The 16,994-nt window shown below is 66.1% G+C and carries 15 protein-coding genes; 5 read left to right on the forward strand and 10 right to left on the reverse strand.

Annotated elements, in window-relative coordinates; all coding sequences use genetic code 11:
* The first annotated feature begins 82 nt into the window (after positions 1-82).
* Together ACFDR9_RS06505 and ACFDR9_RS06510 are read left to right on the forward strand one after the other, a co-directional pair.
* Entirely contained in the window at positions 83-1,039 is a 957-nt protein-coding gene (locus ACFDR9_RS06505) for an NAD(P)/FAD-dependent oxidoreductase (protein WP_409030465.1), read from the forward strand.
* Positions 1,040-1,146: 107 nt separating this feature from the next.
* On the forward strand, positions 1,147-1,890 hold the full coding sequence (locus ACFDR9_RS06510; protein ID WP_409030466.1) for a YdiY family protein: 744 nt from the start codon (positions 1,147-1,149) through the stop codon (positions 1,888-1,890).
* 19 nt (positions 1,891-1,909) lie between these two features.
* Here ACFDR9_RS06510 and ACFDR9_RS06515 read toward each other — a convergent pair whose 3' ends face one another.
* A complete protein-coding gene (locus tag ACFDR9_RS06515) occupies positions 1,910-3,112 on the reverse strand; it encodes an NnrS family protein (protein WP_409030467.1) in 1,203 nt (400 codons plus the stop codon).
* A 348-nt stretch (positions 3,113-3,460) separates the two neighbouring features.
* On the opposite strand from ACFDR9_RS06515, the gene ACFDR9_RS06520 reads away from it, so the two are divergent.
* Complete coding sequence (locus ACFDR9_RS06520) at positions 3,461-3,709, forward strand: heavy-metal-associated domain-containing protein (RefSeq protein WP_017875314.1); 249 nt, start codon at positions 3,461-3,463, stop codon at positions 3,707-3,709.
* Between the two features lie 73 nt (positions 3,710-3,782).
* On the opposite strand, the gene ACFDR9_RS06525 is transcribed toward ACFDR9_RS06520, so the two are convergent.
* The 8 genes from ACFDR9_RS06525 to ACFDR9_RS06560 all read right to left on the reverse strand — a co-directional run bounded on the left by ACFDR9_RS06525 (position 3,783) and on the right by ACFDR9_RS06560 (position 15,087).
* Complete coding sequence (locus tag ACFDR9_RS06525; protein ID WP_017875313.1) at positions 3,783-4,445, reverse strand: response regulator; 663 nt, start codon at positions 4,443-4,445, stop codon at positions 3,783-3,785.
* A 34-nt stretch (positions 4,446-4,479) separates the two neighbouring features.
* Positions 4,480-6,420, reverse strand: a complete 1,941-nt coding sequence (locus tag ACFDR9_RS06530; protein ID WP_409030468.1) for a type IV pili methyl-accepting chemotaxis transducer N-terminal domain-containing protein — start codon at positions 6,418-6,420, stop codon at positions 4,480-4,482.
* Between the two features lie 136 nt (positions 6,421-6,556).
* Positions 6,557-7,531, reverse strand: coding sequence for a GTP 3',8-cyclase MoaA (gene moaA / locus ACFDR9_RS06535; protein ID WP_409030469.1), 975 nt, complete (start codon positions 7,529-7,531; stop codon positions 6,557-6,559).
* A gap of 168 nt (positions 7,532-7,699) precedes the next feature.
* Positions 7,700-8,446: a peptidylprolyl isomerase gene (locus ACFDR9_RS06540; protein ID WP_409030470.1), complete on the reverse strand. Its 747-nt coding sequence runs from the start codon at positions 8,444-8,446 to the stop codon at positions 7,700-7,702.
* Between the two features lie 13 nt (positions 8,447-8,459).
* A complete protein-coding gene (gene narI / locus ACFDR9_RS06545; RefSeq protein WP_409030471.1) occupies positions 8,460-9,143 on the reverse strand; it encodes a respiratory nitrate reductase subunit gamma in 684 nt (227 codons plus the stop codon).
* A 21-nt stretch (positions 9,144-9,164) separates the two neighbouring features.
* The gene (gene narJ / locus ACFDR9_RS06550; RefSeq protein WP_026132550.1) at positions 9,165-9,821 is read right to left on the reverse strand and encodes a nitrate reductase molybdenum cofactor assembly chaperone; all 657 of its coding nucleotides are present in this window, start codon (positions 9,819-9,821) and stop codon (positions 9,165-9,167) included.
* 17 nt (positions 9,822-9,838) lie between these two features.
* Entirely contained in the window at positions 9,839-11,380 is a 1,542-nt protein-coding gene (narH, locus tag ACFDR9_RS06555; RefSeq protein WP_409030472.1) for a nitrate reductase subunit beta, read from the reverse strand.
* Entirely contained in the window at positions 11,377-15,087 is a 3,711-nt protein-coding gene (locus tag ACFDR9_RS06560; RefSeq protein ID WP_409030473.1) for a nitrate reductase subunit alpha, read from the reverse strand. Before ACFDR9_RS06560 ends, narH begins: the two co-directional genes overlap by 4 nt.
* Positions 15,088-15,347: 260 nt before the next feature.
* On the opposite strand from ACFDR9_RS06560, the gene ACFDR9_RS06565 reads away from it, so the two are divergent.
* Positions 15,348-15,716 carry a hypothetical protein gene (locus ACFDR9_RS06565; protein WP_017875305.1) on the forward strand — a complete coding sequence of 123 codons (369 nt, stop codon included), beginning with the start codon at positions 15,348-15,350 and terminating at the stop codon, positions 15,714-15,716.
* Positions 15,717-15,916: 200 nt separating this feature from the next.
* Complete coding sequence (locus ACFDR9_RS06570) at positions 15,917-16,528, forward strand: hypothetical protein (RefSeq protein WP_409030474.1); 612 nt, start codon at positions 15,917-15,919, stop codon at positions 16,526-16,528.
* A 17-nt stretch (positions 16,529-16,545) separates the two neighbouring features.
* Here the strand turns inward: ACFDR9_RS06570 and ACFDR9_RS06575 are convergent, their stop codons facing one another.
* Positions 16,546-16,953 (reverse strand): VOC family protein, encoded by a 408-nt coding sequence (locus ACFDR9_RS06575; protein ID WP_409030475.1) that lies wholly within the window; start codon positions 16,951-16,953, stop codon positions 16,546-16,548.
* Positions 16,954-16,994 lie beyond the last annotated feature (41 nt).

A 16,994-nucleotide genomic window follows, 5' to 3' on the forward strand; every position in this document is an offset into this window, starting at 1 on the left:
ACTTAGGCGGGTGCCGATTGCGGCGCCGGCGCACGCCGCCGATAATGGTTCCTCCCCTTGTCGACAGCCCACCCGGTGCCCCATGTCCATTGCGCCCTTCCCCCATTCCGAGCAGATCGTTGACACGCTGGTCATTGGCGCCGGCCCCGGCGGCCTGACGGCCGCCATCTACCTGCGCCGCTTCTGCCGCAGCGTCGCCATCGTCGACAAGGGCAACAGCCGCCTCGGGCTGATCCCGGTCAGCCACAATTTCCCCGGCTTTCCGGACGGCGTTCCCGGCGCGCTGCTGCTGGAGCGGCTGCGCCGGCAACTGCTACGCTACGACACCGGCGTCACGCGGGGCGAGGTGACGCGGCTGGAGCGGCGCGGCGAGCTGTTCGTGGCAAGCCACGACGGCGCCGGCGGCGGCGGCGACATCCAGGCGCGCACGGTGGTGCTGGCCAGCGGCACCGCCGACGGCGGCTTGCCGGTCGAGGGTTGGCGCGAGGCCGTCGCCAGCGGCGCGGTGCGGCTGTGCCCGGTGTGCGACGGCTTCGACGTCATCGACAAACGCATCGCCGTGGTGTCGTCGGAGCACAACCGCACCGCCCACGCGCTGTTCATGCGCACCTATTCGAGCGACGTCGCGCTATTCGAACGCGCCGAGGGCGCGCCGCCGCTGGACCAGACCGAGCGCCAGCAAATGCGTGACGCCGGCATCCGCTACATCGCCTCGCCGTTGCTGGGCGTAACCCTGAGCGCCGCCAAGGCGCCGCTGCTGCACACCAAGGACGGCGAAAGCTACCGCGTCGACGTGCTCTACCCGATGCTGGGGGAAACCGCGCGCTCCGACCTGGCCACCGGGCTGGGCGCGGGCAGCGCCGATTGCGCCAAATTGCTCACCGACGCGCACCAGCGCACCGCGGTGCCGGGGCTGTACGCGGTCGGCGACGTGTGCCAGGGATTGAACCAGATCAGCGTGGCGGCGGGACAAGCGGCGGTGGCCGCCACCGCCATCCACAACAGCCTGCCGTTGCCCTGGCGCGCCAAGCGGACGTAGGCCCGCGCCGCGCTCAGTTACAATGCGGATTCCTTTTTCACCACCAAGGTGGCCGGCCGATAGCCTGGGCGGGTCTGCGCCAAGCGCCGGCGGCCACCCTATTGCACATGACATTATTCTCGATTCTCGCGCTGGCGTTGGCCGGCGCACAGGCCGGCGCCGCCGCCACGGAAAGCATTGAAACAGGCTGGAGCACGTCGGCCGAGCTAGGCGCCATCAGCACCTCCGGCAACACGGTCGGCGCCTCGGTCACCGGCAAAATCGACGCCAAGCAGGAATTGGATAGCTGGAGCAACGACTACATCGTCAGCGGCTACTTCAAGGAGGACGAAACCACCCTCGACGACGGCGAAAGAGTCCGCGAACGTTCGGGCGAGCGCTTCTCGCTGTCGGCCAAGTCGGCCTACAAGCTGATGCAGGAAGGCGAAAAGCTGTTCGTACTGGCCTCGCACGTGGACGACAAGTTCGGCGCCTATAGCCGGTATACGACGGTGGGCGTCGGCCACGGCTCGCGCTGGTACGGTTCCAGCGGCAAAAGTATCGATGTCGAAGTCGGCCCGGGCTACTTCACCGGCGTGCGCACGGACGGCGAAACCGAACGCGGCTTCACGGTGCGCGGCGCCGCCGCGCTGAAGTGGAAGATCAGCCCGTCGGCGGTGTTTTCGCAAACGCTCAGCGTCGAACGCGGCACCTCGAACGTCCATTCCAGCGCGGAGGCGGCGCTCAGCACCAAGATCAACGGCACCATGCAGATGAAGGCCGCCTTTATCGCGCGCAACGACACCGTTGTGCCCGACGACAAGAAAAACACGGACACCCAGACCTCGGTGACGCTGGTGTATTCGTTCTGAGGCTGGCAATGCCCGCGGCTTAGCCTTCCTTGCCGTCGATGCGCGGGCGCAGTAAATACGGACCGTAGGTCAGCGCGTACAAGCCGAACGCCAGCGTCCAGCACAGCGCCGCGGCGACCAGGGCCGTGTCGTACCACGCCGCCGGGCCGACGCCGGCGAGCAAGCGCGCCACCGCGCCAAGCTGGATCAGCCAGAACATCGCCGTCTCGGCCCGCCCCGCCTTGAGCGCCCGGCCGGTGTGGCCCAGCGTGGTGCGCGTCATCATGCCGATGATCAGGCCGGCCATCGAGCCGACCGTCAGCGCGTGGAAGGCGGCGCTGGCCGACACCAGGTTCAAGGCGGCGCCGCCGAGCAGCGCGAAGCCGATCGGAATCCAACCGTACGACAGGTGCATTATCCACAGCAGCGGTACGCCCAGCGTGCGCTGCGGTTGCCAGCCGGCCAGGCGCACCAGCGAGGCCGACGCCGCCGCCAGCGCCAGCGTGGCGCTCAGCGGCGCCGGGGCGCCGGCGACCCAGGCCAGCGAGGCGGCCACCAGCAGCACCATGGCGGCGACGTCGCGGCGCGGATTGGCGACGGCGTTGGCGCCGGGCGCGCCGTTGCGGGTAAACATGGGGATCACGCGCCCGCCGATGACCGCTTCGATGACGACGATCAGCAGGATCGCCGCCTGCACCGGCACCGTCGGCGCCAGTGCCAGCAGGCCAAGCGCGGCGGCGTGGTACAGGCAGTTGGCGATCGCCAGCAAGCCGAGCAAGACGGCGAGGAAGACGTTGCGCTTGTTGCCGGACTGCGCCAGCACGCGGTACAAGGGCCAGGCGCACAGCGGCAGGAAGGCGATGTCGACGACCGCAGCCGGCGCGCCGGGCGCGACCAGCAGCGCGACGCGAGCGGCCAGCCAGAGCGCCGCCAGCGCCGCCAAGTGGCCGCCGCGCGGCGTCCACACGCCGGTCCAGGCGCGCGCGGCCGTGAAAAGGAAACCGACGACCACGGCGACGGCCATGCCGAACACCATTTCGTGCATGTGCCACCCCAGGCCGACTCGCGGCCAGCCGCGCAGCCAGCCCAGGTATTGGACGATCCACAGCGGCACGGCCAGCGCCGCGAACAGCGCCGCCATCAGGTAGAACGGACGGAAACCCAGGCGCCAGACGGCGTGGCCGCCCTGCCACAGCGCGGCGCGCTTGCCGCCGCCGGGTTCGTCGATCGATAACAGGCTCATCACTCTCTCGCTTCTATTCAAAGACATGGTGCTGATGCTACTTTTATTGGCGCGCCGGCACAACGGCATATGGAACTAGGTCGCGGGCGGCAGATGGTTGTCGGGTTACGCACTTTGGGCTAAGCCGACTAAGCCGACCTACGAATAACCCGCGCCGGCGCGGTCGCACGCCGGGGGGGCGCAGCGCGGAATTCACCTGGATCAAGGATTTCGCAGATGCCGGCGCGCCGCGCTGGACTGGCGTTGCCGGCTCGCCTAAGCTGCTTGGGTTCGCCGCCGCGGCGCTCTTCGATATCGCCGCGGCGCGCCGAATGTCCGCTTTTTAACCGATTTCGCCACGAGGCTGTTATGCAAACGAAGATTTTGAAGATCCAGGGTATGAACAACCAAGGCTGCGCCGATATGGTCACGCGCACGCTGCGGGCATTGGCCGGCATCGGCTCGGTCAGCGTGTCGCTGGCCGGCCAGCGCGCCACCGTGCAAATCGATGAGACGCTGGCCACGCCGGCGCGCTTGGAGTCGGCGCTGAACGGGGCCGGTTATCGCCTGGAGACGGCCGAGGCAGGCGGTTGCTGTGGCGGGTGCTGCGGTTCTTGACTGTTCAAGCGGCGCTCGGGCTAGGCGCGGCGGCGGGCGCCCTGGGCTGCTCAAGCAAGGCCGCCGCGTCGCCCTATTTCGCTTGGCGGTGTTCGACCGCGTACACCGCCGCTTGCACGCGGCTGGTCAGTTTGAGTTTTTTCAGGACGTTTTGGACGTGAATTTTGACGGTGCTTTCGGCCAGGTCGAGCGTGCGGGCGATGCCCTTGTTGCTCTCGCCGCGCGCCAGGCAGCCGATGATGTCCTTTTCCCGCGGCGTCAGTTTGTCGAGTTCCGAGGCCGGCTCGCCGCGCTGGCTGCCGGCCTGCAGTTGCGCCACCAGTTTGCCCGTCATCGCCTCGGCCACCACGGTTTCGCCGGCGGCGGCGCGGCGGATCGCCCGCACCAGGTAGTCGGCGTCGATGTTTTTGATCAGGTAGCCGCTGGCGCCGGCGCGCAGCGCCGCCGCCAGGTCTTCGGCGTCCTCGGAGACGGTGAGGATCAGGATGGCCGCGTCGGGGCAGTCTTGTTGCATCAGTTGCAGCGTCTCGACGCCCGACATGCCGGGCATGTTCAAGTCCAGCAGCACGACGTCGGGCTGCAGTTGCTTGGCGCGCTTGATGCCGTCGACGCCGTCCGCCGCCTCGCCGACGACGGCGAACTCGGTGTGGCGCTGCAGCAGCGAGCGTATGCCGCTGCGAAACAGGGTATGGTCGTCCACCAGCAGCACGCTGATTGGTTTTTCGGGTGTATCCATGGTGGTTGCGTTTTCTCGTTTTCTATAAAGTGGTTCAGGCGGCGCGCCGCTGTTCGTGGCGCAACTGCAGTGCGACGGTGGTGCCGCGCCCCGGCGCCGAGTCGACCGCGAAACTGGCGTCGATGCGCTGGGCGCGCTCGCGCATGATGTTCAGGCCGACGTGGCTGTCGCCCTTTTGCAGCAGGGTGGCAGCGTCGAAGCCGATACCGTTGTCGTGGATCGTCAGGATGAAGTCCTGGCTGTCCTGCAGCCGCACTTCGACCCGACTGGCCAGCGCGTGCTTGCGGATGTTCGACAGCGCCTCCTGCACGATGAACAGCAGTTGCAGCTGCTGCTCGCGGGGAAACGGCGCGCCGTCGACGTCGGCCACCAGCTCGGCGGCGATGCCGGTCTGGCGGCTGAACTTGTCGATGGTGGTTCGCAGCGAGCCGATCAGATCGTCTTCCATCAGCCGGGTGCGGAAGTTCAGCAGCAGTTCGCGCACGTCCTCGTAACTCTCCTGGACGCCGATGCGCAGCGCCGGCACGATGCCGGCGATCTCGTCGAGGCGCAGCTGTTTGACCGAGTCGTCCAGCATCTGCACTTGGAGGTTCAGGTAGTTCAGGCTCTGCGCGATGCTGTCGTGCAAGCCCTGGGCCACCAGGTTGCGCTCCTCCGAAATCGCCATTTCGCGCTCGCGCGCGGCCAGGCGCAGGTTTTCCAGCGCGATGCCGAGCACCCGGCCCAGCGTCTCCAGCAGCGCCTGCTCGGCCTTGTCGAATTCCTTCGGCTCGCGAAAATGCAGGTTGAAAAAGCCCATGTGCTGTCCGTGCGCGTGGATGTGGAACACCGAGACGGTGGCGAAACCCTCGCGGTGGCACTGCAGCTTGTAGCCGCGGTCGATGCTGCGCATGTCGTGCACCATCGTGATTTTTTTCGTCACGGCCTCGCCGCACAGGCAGTCGCCGACCTTCAGGCAGTGCTCGGCCTCGACCAGTTCGGCCGACAGGCCGTGGTGCACCACCATGTGCAGGTTGCCGCGCGCGGCGTCGAGCACGCGCACGGAGCCGCCGTCGGCGCCGAAATACAGGCGGATGCGTTGCAGGAAGCCCTCGCCGAGCGCTTCCACCGGCAGCGGCAGTTGCAGGAAGGCGGCGATGTCGTACAGCAGCGCCAGTTCGCGGTTCTGCTCCTCCAGTTCGGCCGTCTTGGCGCGCACGCGCTCCTCCAGCTTGCCGTACACCGCCTGGACCCGGTCGGCCATCCGGTTGAAGCCGTCGGCCAGTTGGCCGAACTCGTCGTCGCTCTCGACCGCCAGGCGGACCCCGAAGTCCTTGTCCTTCATGCGCTGCATGCCTTCGCGCAGGCGCGTCACCGGTTCGATGATCAGCATGAACATCAGGTAGATCATGCTGACGGTGCCGCACAGCGCCATGCCCAGCAAGCCCAGTTGCGAGCCGCGCAGCCAGAAGGCGCGTTGCTCGCTGTCGCGCTCGATCAGGCGCACCAGGCCGTCGACCTGGGCGACGAAGTCCTCGGCCTTGCGCTGCAAGGCCAGCAGGCGCGCCGGCTGGCGCGCGCCCGGCGCCAGCAGGCTGGCCGCGTCCGGGCGCAGGCTGCGCCACCAGGCCTGGTCGATGCGCTCGAATTCGTCGTGGATGTCCCTGCCGGGCGGCAGGAACAAGGGGCGCTGCGGGTCGCCCCGCTGCAGCCGCCGCAGCGTGTAGTCGATCAGTTGCACCTGGCGCGCGGCGGCCGGGCGCAGGCCGGCGTCGAGCGCTTCGGCGTCGAGCCGGGTCAGCAGCATGGACAGGCGGTAGCTTTGCATGCGCAGGCTGCCGGTTTCGTTGATGGCCGCCGAGCTGCCCTCCAGTTGCCACGACAGGAACAGCGTCGCGCCGATCGCCAGCAGCGCCAGGGTCAGGAAAAACAGCAGCGCGCCGACGATTTTGGTCGACAGTTTTTCCCACGACGAGCGGATGGCTTCACGCACCATATGCCCTGCGCTTGCCGTCCATTGCCTTGCCTTGCATCGTAGCCTCCGGTTTGACGTCAGTATAGGCGGGAATCGCCGTTGATGGGTTTGAAACCAGGGGCAAGGGCGGGCTTCGCGTTGCCGGTGTCTTTTTCCTTTATCCTCCGGTTTGCGCCATGAAGCGGAGGATTTTGCCGGGCTGCGCGCTGAAGTCGTGCTGCCGCGGTTTCAGTTCAATGGCGGCGCGGATCGCCGCCTCCAGTTCGGCGTCGCTGGCGCCGCCGCGCAGCAGCGGGCGGAATTCGAATTTCTCCTCCTGGCCCAGGCACAGGTACAGCGTGCCGTCGACCGCCAGCCGGACCCGGTTGCAGCTGGCGCAGAAGTGCTGCGACATTGGTGTGATGAAGCCGATGCTGCCGCGCCCGTCCGGCGTGGCCAGGTAGCGCGCCGGTCCGCCGCCCAGTTCGGCCGCTTGCGCCACCAGGCCGAACTTGCGCTGCAGCCGCGCCTGGATCGGCCCGAGGTCGAGGTAGGCGGTGTCGCGCCCGGTCGCGCCCATCGGCATCGCTTCGATCAGGCGCAGGATGAACTGTTGTTCGATACAAAATTCGACCATGTCGTCGATCTGCTCTTCGTTGACGCCGCGCATGGCCACCATGTTGATCTTGATCGGCGCGAAGCCGGCCGCCTTGCCGGCGCGCAGGCCGGCTAGGATGGGCGCCAGGCTGTCGCGCCCGGTGATGCTTTCCATGCAGCCGCGCTCGAGCGAGTCGAGGCTGACGTTGATGCGCCCGACGCCGGCGCATTTCAGCGCCTCGGCGTGGCGCGCCAGTTGGGTGGCGTTGGTCGACAGCGACAGGTCGCGCAGGCCCGGCAGCGCCGACAGACGCCCGGCCAGCAAGGGCAGGTCGCGCCGCAGCAGCGGCTCGCCGCCAGTCAGGCGCACCCGCGTCGTGCCCAGCCGCACGAAGGCGGCCAGCAGGCGTTCAATTTCGTCGAAGGTCAGCCAGTGTCGCGGTTCTTCGAAGCCGCGGAATCCTTTCGGGATGCAGTAGCTGCAACGCAGATCGCAGCGGTCGGTGACCGACAGCCGCAGGTAGTCGATGGTTCGACCAAATCGGTCGCGTAGCATCGCAGACTCCTTCTCTTTAGGTGGACGATTGTAGCGGCTGGGGCCGCGCTTGGCTGTGGGTATTTGGGGCTAGGCGGTGTAGTTATTTCGAACTAGGCCGTCGGCGGCGCTACGGGTGTTGATTCGACGGCTATGTTTTCGACGGCTTTGTTTTTTCGACGGCTCTTTTTATTGCACTAGCGGGGTGTCGGCGCCTTCCAGCGCGACGCCTTCGACGTCGGCGCGGCCCACCAGTATCCGCAGGTATTGGTGCAGGCCGCGTTGCCACGCCGCGCGCTTGAGGCGGTCGGCGATTTGCGCGTGCACGGCGTCGAACGGCAGCGCCGCGCCGTCGACACGCCGCAGTACCTGGACGATGTGCAGGCCGAAGCGGCTTTCCAGCAGGTGGTCGGCGAGCGCGCCCGGCGCCAGCCGGAACAGCAACTTGTCGAATTCCGGCACGGTTTGTCCCTGCGACAGCTGGCCCAGGCTGCCGCCGACCGCGCCCGACGGGCAGTTCGAGTATTCGCGCGCCAGGTCGGCGAAGCGCTCGGGGTGGATCCGCAGTTCGGCCAGCACCGCCTGGCCGGTCGCCCGCAGCAGTTCCAGCGGCACCTCGGGCGTGACCTGGAACAGGATGTGGCGCGCCTCGACCATGGCGCCGCTGCTGAAGCGCCGCGGCTGGTTGCGGTAAAAGGTGGCGCAGGCGGCGGCGTCGGCCTCCGGCACCTTCACCTCTTGGGCGAACAGCGCTTCGATGCGGGCGTCGTCGTCGGCGCCGCCGATGGCCAGGCGGTCGGCCTCGTGCAGCAGCACGCTGCGCAGCACCAGTTCGTGCACGCTTTGCTTGAGCGGGTTGCCGGCGTCCTGGTGGTGCGGCAGTTCTTGTTCGATGGCGTGGTCGGTGATGTCGACGCCGTTGACGGATATGCCCATGGTCCCTCTCCTTTTAGCGCGGACGCACCAGTTGGTAGGCGCGGCCCAGGTAGGCCAGCGCGCCGAAGCCGCTCCACACGTGCACCAGGCGGGTGAACGGGAAGATGACGAACAGCGACATGCCCATGAACAGGTGCAGTTTGAAGATCAGCGGCGCCTCGCTGATGAAGGCGGCGGCGTCGCCGCGGAAGGTGGCGACGTGCTGCGCCCAGTTCATCAGTTGCAGCATCGTGTGGCCGTCCATGTGGTCGGCCGAGACGGCGATCGAGCTCAGGCCCAGCAGCAGCGTCAGCAAAATCCACAGCAGCACGACCTTGTCCTTGAAGGTGGTGACGGCGCGCAGGCGGTCGTTGCCGAAGCGGCGCACCAGCAGGATCAGCACGCCGGCCAGGCACAGCCCGCCCATGACGCCGCCGGCGGCCATCGCCACGCCCTGCTTGAAGCTGTGCGAGACGCCCAGCGCGTGCCACACCCAGACCGGCGTGAGCAGGCCGGCGGCGTGGCCGAACAGCAGGCCGATGATGCCGACGTGGAACAGGATGCTGCCGGCGCGCAGGCCGCCGCGGTGCAGCACCTGGCTCGATTCCGACTTCCACGAATACTGCTCGCGGTCGTAGCGGATCAGGCTGCCGAGCAGGAAGATCGCCAGCGCGATGTAGGGATAGATCCCGAATACGAATTGATGCAGATAGTCCATGATGCGCTCCTTGTGCTCTTGTTAAGCCGCCTTCTGGGCGGCGCGCCTTGCCGTCGGGTGGAAATTGATCGGCTGCACGCCGGCGCCGAGCTTCTTCAGCAGCGGTTCGACGCCGTCGGCGCTGGGGCCGAAGGTTTCCAGCGCCTCGTCCATGTCGCGCACCGGCGGCTCCGACAGCGCCTCGGCGGCGACCGGGCTAAGACGTTCGAGCACCTCGAACACCACCGCGTACGGGCTGCCGTTGGCGGCCAGCTTGCGCCCGATGTGGGCCAGCACGTGGATCGCGTCCGACAGCAGGCGGGTGGCCTCGGCCTGGTCCTGCTGCGACAGGAATTCGAGGAACAGCGGCACGAAGTCGGGCAAGTCGTCGCCGGTCATTTCCAGGCCGTGCTTCTGGTACTCCTCCATCAGGTCGACCATGGCTTGGCCGCGGTCGCGCGACTCGCCGTGGATGTGTTCGAACAGGTGCAGCGAGTGCGACGGCGTGCGGTCGAACGTCATCACGTATTCCTGCTGCAGGTCGATCAGGCCGGTGCCGGCCAAGTGCGCCAGCAGCGGGCGCAGCATGGCGTGCCATGGCGGCGTGTCGGCCAGCGCCAGCGCCAGTTCGGGCAGATTGGCGATCAGTTCGGCTTCCGGGTACAGCAGCAAGGCGGATAGAACCTGGTAGTGTTGCATGTCGTTCTCCTCGTCGATCAAGCGCTTTTGCGCGATTTCGGCATCGACATGAAGATCGCCGAACCGGATTTTTTCTTGCCGAACAGCGTAGGCTCGCTGCTGCCGTCGGAGCAGCCGTTGCCGAAGGTGAAACCGCACGACCCCTTCTCGTTGAAGCTGTCCTCGGCCATTTCCTTGTGGCTGCTCGGGATGACGAAGCGGTCCTCGTAGTTGGCGATGGCCATGATGTGGTACATGTCCTCGACCTCGGCCTGGCTCAAGCCGACCTGCTTGAGCACCGTCAGGTTTTCGACCTTGTCGACGCTCTTGCCGCGCATGTAGGCGCGCATCGCCAGCATGCGGTCGAGCGCGGTGACGACCGGCGCCTCGTAGCCGGCCGTCAACAGGTTGGCCAGGTACTTGACCGGGATGCGCAGGCTGCGGGTGTCCGGCAGGATGCCGTTCAAGCCCATCTTGCCGGACTCGGCGGCGGCCTGGATCGGCGACAGCGGCGGCACGTACCAGACCATCGGCAAGGTGCGGTATTCCGGATGCAGCGGGAACGCCACCTTCCATTCGACCGCCATCTTGTACACCGGCGACTTGGCCGCGGCCGCCAGCCACAGGTCGGGAATGCCCTGGCGGCGGGCTTCCTCGATAATGGCCGGGTCGTGCGGGTTGAGGAACAGGCCCAGTTGCGCCTCGTACAGGTCGTGCTCGTGCGGCACCGACGCCGCCGCCTCGATCATGTCGGCGTCGTACAGCAGCACGCCCAGGTAGCGGATGCGCCCGACGCAGGTTTCCGAGCACACCGTCGGCTGGCCGGCCTCGATGCGCGGGTAGCAGAAGGTGCATTTTTCGGCCTTGCCGGACGACCAGTTATAGTAAATCTTCTTGTACGGGCAGCCGGAGATGCACATGCGCCAGCCGCGGCACTTGTCCTGGTCGATCAGCACGATGCCGTCGTCCTCGCGCTTGTACACCGAGCCGGACGGGCAGGACGCCACGCAGGTCGGGTTCAGGCAGTGTTCGCACAGGCGCGGCAGGTACATCATGAAGGTGTTTTCAAAGGTGCCGTACATCTCCTTTTGCATGTTGTCGAACAGCTTGTCCTTGCTGCGCGCGGCGAACTCGCCACCCAGGTCGTCCTCCCAGTTCGGCCCCCATTCGATCTTGTCCATCTTCTTGCCGGTCAACACCGAGATCGGCCGCGCCGTCGGCGGCGTTTCCGACAGCGGCGCGTTTTGCAGGCGCTCGTAGTCGAAGGTGAACGGCTCGTAGTACTCGTCGATGGCCGGCAGGTTCGGGTTCGAGAAGATGTTCGCCAGGATCTTCAGGCGGCTGCCCTGGCGCGGTTCGATCTTGCCGGAGGCGCCGCGCTTCCAGCCGCCGTTCCACTTGTCCTGGTTTTCCCATTCCTTCGGATAGCCGATGCCGGGCTTGGTCTCGACGTTGTTGAACCACGCGTACTCGACGCCGTCGCGGCTGGTCCAAACGTTTTTGCAGGTGACCGAACAAGTGTGGCAGCCAATGCACTTGTCCAGGTTCAGCACCATGCCGATTTGCGCTCTGATTTTCATACTGCCACTCCTTGCTCTTTCTCTTGCAGCGGGCCTTCCAGCCACTCGACGTTTTTCATCTTGCGCACCAATACGAACTCGTCGCGGTTGGAACCGACGGTGCCGTAATAGTTGAAACCGTACGACAGCTGGGCGTAGCCGCCGATCATGTGGGTCGGCTTGGTCACGGCCCGGGTGACCGAGTTGTGGATGCCGCCGCGCTTGCCCGACAGCTCCGCGCCGGGCACGTTGATAATCTTCTCCTGGGCGTGGTACATCATCGTCATGCCCTCGGGGACGCGCTGGCTGACCACCGCCCGCGCCGTGAGCGTGCCGTTGACGTTGAAGACCTCGATCCAGTCGTTGTCGACGATGCCGGCGGCCTTGGCGTCGACCTCCGACAGCCACACGTGCGGGCCGCCGCGCGACAGCGTCAGCATGCGCAGGTTGTCCGAGTAGGTCGAGTGGATGCCCCACTTCTGGTGCGGCGTGATGAAGTTCAGCGCCAGCTCCTTGTTGCCGTTCGGCTTGGCGCCCAGCATCGCCGCCGTGGTCTTGGTGTTGATGGCCGGCTTGTAGACGCACAGGCCCTCGCCGAAGTCGCGCATCCACAGGTGGTCCTGGTAAAACTGCTGGCGCCCGGTCAGCGTGCGCCACGGGATCATTTCATGCACGTTGGTGTAGCCGGCGCTGTAGCTGACCTCCTCGCTCTCCAGGCCCGACCAGGTCGGCGAGGAGATGATCTTGCGCGGCTGCGCCTGGACGTCGCGGAAGCGGATGGTGTCGTGCTCGCGCGGCAGCGCCAGGTGGGTGTGGTCGCGCCCGGTCATCTTCGACAGCGCGGCCCAGGCCTTGACCGCCACGTGGCCGTTGGTTTCCGGCGCCAGCGACAGGATCATCTCGGCCGCGTCGATGGCCGTGTCCAGCCGCGGCTGGCCCTGCGAGACGCCCTCCTCCAGCACCGTGCGGTTGACGCCGCGCAGCACCTCGACCTCGTGTCCGGTCTTCCAGCCGATGCCCTTGCCGCCGTTGCCGATGTTTTCCAGCAGCGGCCCGATCGAGGTGAACTTCTTGTAGACGTCGCGGTAGTCGCGCTCGACCACGGTCATGCTCGGCATGGTCTTGCCGGGGATCGGTTCGCACTCGCCGGCGCGCCAGTCCTTCGGATCGAAGGGCTGGCCCAGTTCACCCGGGGTGTCGTGCAGCAGCGGCGTCAGCACCAGATCCTGCTGCGTGCCGAGCAGCTCGCCGCCGATTTCGGCGAACTTCTCGGCGATGCCCTTGTAAATTTCCCAGTCCGACTTCGACTGCCACAGCGGTTGCACCGCCTCCGACAACGGATGGATGAAGGGGTGCATGTCGGAGGTGTTCAGGTCGTCCTTCTCGTACCAGGTCGCCGTCGGCAGCACCACGTCGCCGTACAGGCAGGTGGTCGACATGCGGAAGTCCAGCACCACCAGCAGGTCCAGCTTGCCTTCGACGGCCGGGCGCACTTTGACGTGGCTAGGTTTGATGCAATCGTTCTCGTCGCTCATCAGGGCGTTCTGCGTGCCCAGCAGGTACTTCAGGAAATACTCGTGGCCCTTGCCGGAGCTGCCCAGGATGTTCGAGCGCCAGACAAACATATTGCGCGGGAAATTGGCCGGGTTGTCCGGGTCGTCGCAGGAAAAATTCAGCTTGCCGGCCTTGATCTGCTCGACCGCGTAGGTTTGCGCGTCCTGGCCGGCGGCGGCGGCGGCGCGCGTCACCTCCAGCGGATTGGTTTCCAGCTGCGGCGCCGACGGCAACCAGCCCATGCGCTCGGACTTGGCGTTGTAGTCCAGCAGCGACATCTGCGCCACCGCGCCGTTGGCCGACGGCGAGGAAATCTCCGACGTGTGCAGCTTCTCGTGGCGCCACTGGCTGGTGTGGGCGTAGAAGAAGGAGGTGCCGTTCATCTGGCGCATCGGCCGGTTCCAGTCCTGCGCGAAGGCCAGCGGGGTCCAGCCGGTTTGCGGACGCAGCTTTTCCTGGCCGACGTAATGGGCCCAGCCGCCGCCGGACTGGCCGACGCAACCGCACATCATCAGCATGTTGATAATGCCGCGGTAGGTCATGTCCATGTGGTACCAGTGGTTCAGCGCCGCGCCGACGATGACCATGCTCTTGCCGTGGGTCTGGTCGGCGTTCTGGGCGAACTCGCGCGCCACGGTGACGACGTCGGCGGCCTTGACGCCGGTGTGCTTCTCCTGCCACGTTGGCGTGTAGGGCACGTCGTCGGCGTAGCTGGTGGCGACGTTGCCGCCGCCCAGGCCGCGGTCGATGCCGTAGTTGGCCAGCGTCAGGTCGAACACGGTGGTGACCAGCACGCTGCTGCCGTCGGCCAGCACGACCTTCTTGACCGGCACGTTACGCATCAACATGTCGGAGGCGTCCTTGCCGCCGAAATAGGCGAAGCCGACCGGCACTACCGCGTCGCTGCAAGCGATTAGCGACAGGCGCGGGTCGACTTCCTTGCGGCTGCTGCCGGCTTTTTGCTCCAGGTTCCATTTGCCGGACTCGCCCCAGCGGAAGCCGATCGAGCCGGACGGCGCGATGACGTCGCCGCTGGCGTCGTCGATCAGCAGCGTCTTCCATTCCGGGTTGTTGCTCTCGTCGAGGTTGTTGGCCAGGTGCGAGGCGCGCAGGAAGTATTCCGGCACCAGCGTGCCGTTGGCCTCCTTGAGCATCACCAGCATCGGGAAGTCGGTGTATTGCTTGGCGTAGCCGCGGAAATACGCGGACTGGCCCTCGGCGTGGAACTCCTTGAGGATCACGTGGCCCATCGCCATCGCCAGCGCGGCGTCGGTGCCCTGCTTCGGCGCCAGCCAAATGTCGCCGAATTTCACCATCTCGCCGTAGTCGGACGACACGGCGACGGTCTTGGTGCCCTTGTAGCGCACCTCGGTGTAGAAGTGGGCGTCGGGCGTGCGCGTCATCGGCACGTTCGACCCCCACACCATCAGATAGGTGGAGTTGTACCAGTCGGCCGATTCCGGCACGTCGGTCTGCTCGCCCCACACCTGCGGGCTGGCCGGCGGCAAATCGCAGTACCAGTCGTAAAAGCTCAGGGCGACGCCGCCGATCAGGCTCAGGTAGCGGGTGCCGGCGGCGTAACTGACCATCGACATGGCCGGAATCGGCGAGAAGCCGACCACGCGGTCGGGACCGTATTTCTTGATCGTCAGCGCGTTGGCGGCGGCGATGATCTCGTTGGCCTCGTCCCATTTGGCGCGCACGAAACCGCCCAGGCCGCGCACTTCCTTGTAGCGCTTGGCCCGTTCCGGGTTTTGGCTGATGTAGTCCCAGGCCGTCACCGGGTCCATGGTGCGGCGCGCTTCGCGCCACATTTCCATCAGGCGGCCGCGCACCATCGGGTACTTGACGCGCTGCGCCGAATACACGTACCAGGAATAGCTGGCGCCGCGCGGGCAGCCGCGCGGTTCGTGGTTGGGCAGGTCGGGACGGGTGCGCGGATAGTCGGTCTGCTGGGTTTCCCAGGTGATCAGGCCGTTCTTGACATACACCTTCCAGCTGCACGAACCGGTGCAGTTGACGCCGTGCGTCGAGCGCACGATTTTGTCGTGCTGCCAGCGCTGGCGATAGGCGTTTTCCCAGGTACGGTCCTCGTCGACGACGGCGCCGTGGCCGTTGGAAAAGGTTTCCTTGGGCTTGTTGAAGAATTTCAGACGATCCAAAAAGTGACTCATGCTGCCTCCACACACGCACCGCAAACGATGCTGGGTAATTAGAACGTTGCAAGACGGACATTGCAACGTCGATGGGGCCAGTCTACGCAGCGGGGTCGGCAATGGGTATTGGCAAGAAGTCGGTTCCGCGGGCCGAGAATGACTAGGCGCCCTAGTCCCTTCTAGCTATGGGCCGGCGCGCCGCTTTGCGGTATACCTAGGGGGAGAGGCGCGGCGCGGCGTGCCACGCACCAATTCACGCAACTTTCGAAAGCTTTGATATGGAAATTAACAGTTACGACAGCCTGCTGGGCGCGGCCCGCGCGCAGGCGCAACCGCAGCGGCTGCTGTTCGCCTTCGCCCAGGCCGAGGCGGCTAGCGCCCAGGGGCGCAGCCTGACGCCGGTGATGTGCGTCGACAAATTACCGGACGAGGCTGGCAGCTTCGCCGCGCTGGTCGAGGAATCGCGCCATATGCAGGCGCACTGGGACGTGGTCTTCGTGGCCAGCCTGGGTGGCAAGGACGGCCAGCCGCCGGCTGCCAGCGAAGCCGAGGCGCCGCTGCGCAAAATGATCACGGCGATCCAGGAAGGGCAAATCAAGGGGTATCTGGCGTTCGACCGCGACGGCGAACTGCTGAATTTTTTCTAGTCGGGGAAAGCCGGCGGCCGCAAGGCGCCGTCCCCGCAAAAAGGACCGGTGTCGGTTCCAATTTTTAAACCTCTAGGGCATTCCTGCTCGTTCGAGGTGCGCATTCGTACTCGTTTTGTCTAATTTGAACTCATCATTAAAGCGCTTGTCCAACAAGAGAAACCAGACAAAACCAGACAAAACGCACAGGAGAAACGAGTATGCTTGCCCTACAGAGTCCCATTTTGACACCCTCTACTCTCCTCGAACTCGATGCCTATATGCACGATGCGCGCGGCCGCCTGTCGCCGTCCGAGATTGCCAACCTAGCCATCCGGGAATGGCTGGCCAGGCCGGAGAATACGCCGGCCGCCGCGCTTGGGCAGGGTAGCCGTGGTTATCAATGGAAAGAGATGTTTTTGCCGGAATCGACGGATGTGCGCATGCAATATTTGGGCGAGTGTTTTCATGCGAAGGTGGTCGGCGACGCCCTCATCTTCAGCGGCAGCAGGGTCTCGCCGCGGCAGATGACGCTGGCCGTGGCGGGCGACGGCCGCAACGCGTGGCGCGACCTGTCGCTGCGCTTTCCCGGCAATCCGCGTTGGAAAACGGCGTGCGTGTGGCGCCGCGCGCTGCGGGCCAACGCGCACAGCGCGCCGACGTCGCCAATCGACGCGATGGCGGGCGCCGCGGCCAGCATGTCGGCCGCGCTGAAGGCGGCCTTGCTACTGGTCGAGCACGCCAACGCCCGCAGCGTCGTGCAAGCGGAGCGGCGCCTCGACCGGCACCGGCGCAAGGAAGATCTGATGATCGACGATTGCCGGCGCGACTAAGGACCGCAGGCGCTACCTTAGTCTCGCTTGTTGCAGCAACTGGCGTCCGGCGCGTTGACCACCGCTTCAAGCCGATGTCCGTCGGGGTCGAAGACAAAGGCCGCGTAATAGTCGTCACCGTAGTCGGGCCGCAATCCGGGCGCGCCGTTGCAGCGGCCGCCATGGAGTAAGGCGGCCTGGTGGAATTGCCCGACCTGTTCGCGCGTGCCTGCTGTCAACGCCAGGTGGAAACCCTCGCCGGGGATCACCAGCGTCGCCGCCGGCGTCAGTTTGAGCGCGAGTTTGTCGCCGCCGCCCTCGTAGCCGTAACCGAGTGCCTCGTCGTCGCCCCATACCCGGACATAACCCAACGGCGCCAGCGCGGCGTCGTAGAACGCCGCCGCCCGGTCGAGATCCAAAACGCCTAATGAAAGGTGGTGAAGCATATGAACAATCCTTGTGAACGCGTTAAAAGTGATGTGCTGCT

The sequence above is a fragment of the Janthinobacterium sp. CG_23.3 genome, assembly GCF_046115965.1.
In the GTDB taxonomy this organism is placed as follows: domain Bacteria; phylum Pseudomonadota; class Gammaproteobacteria; order Burkholderiales; family Burkholderiaceae_D; genus Janthinobacterium.

What these genes read in the sequence shown, in the direction of transcription:
- ACFDR9_RS06505 (WP_409030465.1), top strand. Translation starts at nt 83, where the DNA reads ATGTCCATTGCGCCCTTCCCCCATTCCGAGCAGATCGTTGACACGCTG.
- ACFDR9_RS06510 (WP_409030466.1), top strand. Translation starts at nt 1,147, where the DNA reads ATGACATTATTCTCGATTCTCGCGCTGGCGTTGGCCGGCGCACAGGCC.
- ACFDR9_RS06515 (WP_409030467.1), bottom strand. Translation starts at nt 3,112, where the DNA reads ATGAGCCTGTTATCGATCGACGAACCCGGCGGCGGCAAGCGCGCCGCG.
- ACFDR9_RS06520 (WP_017875314.1), top strand. Translation starts at nt 3,461, where the DNA reads ATGCAAACGAAGATTTTGAAGATCCAGGGTATGAACAACCAAGGCTGC.
- ACFDR9_RS06525 (WP_017875313.1), bottom strand. Translation starts at nt 4,445, where the DNA reads ATGGATACACCCGAAAAACCAATCAGCGTGCTGCTGGTGGACGACCAT.
- ACFDR9_RS06530 (WP_409030468.1), bottom strand. Translation starts at nt 6,420, where the DNA reads ATGGTGCGTGAAGCCATCCGCTCGTCGTGGGAAAAACTGTCGACCAAA.
- moaA (WP_409030469.1), bottom strand. Translation starts at nt 7,531, where the DNA reads ATGCTACGCGACCGATTTGGTCGAACCATCGACTACCTGCGGCTGTCG.
- ACFDR9_RS06540 (WP_409030470.1), bottom strand. Translation starts at nt 8,446, where the DNA reads ATGGGCATATCCGTCAACGGCGTCGACATCACCGACCACGCCATCGAA.
- narI (WP_409030471.1), bottom strand. Translation starts at nt 9,143, where the DNA reads ATGGACTATCTGCATCAATTCGTATTCGGGATCTATCCCTACATCGCG.
- narJ (WP_026132550.1), bottom strand. Translation starts at nt 9,821, where the DNA reads ATGCAACACTACCAGGTTCTATCCGCCTTGCTGCTGTACCCGGAAGCC.
- narH (WP_409030472.1), bottom strand. Translation starts at nt 11,380, where the DNA reads ATGAAAATCAGAGCGCAAATCGGCATGGTGCTGAACCTGGACAAGTGC.
- ACFDR9_RS06560 (WP_409030473.1), bottom strand. Translation starts at nt 15,087, where the DNA reads ATGAGTCACTTTTTGGATCGTCTGAAATTCTTCAACAAGCCCAAGGAA.
- ACFDR9_RS06565 (WP_017875305.1), top strand. Translation starts at nt 15,348, where the DNA reads ATGGAAATTAACAGTTACGACAGCCTGCTGGGCGCGGCCCGCGCGCAG.
- ACFDR9_RS06570 (WP_409030474.1), top strand. Translation starts at nt 15,917, where the DNA reads ATGCTTGCCCTACAGAGTCCCATTTTGACACCCTCTACTCTCCTCGAA.
- ACFDR9_RS06575 (WP_409030475.1), bottom strand. Translation starts at nt 16,953, where the DNA reads ATGCTTCACCACCTTTCATTAGGCGTTTTGGATCTCGACCGGGCGGCG.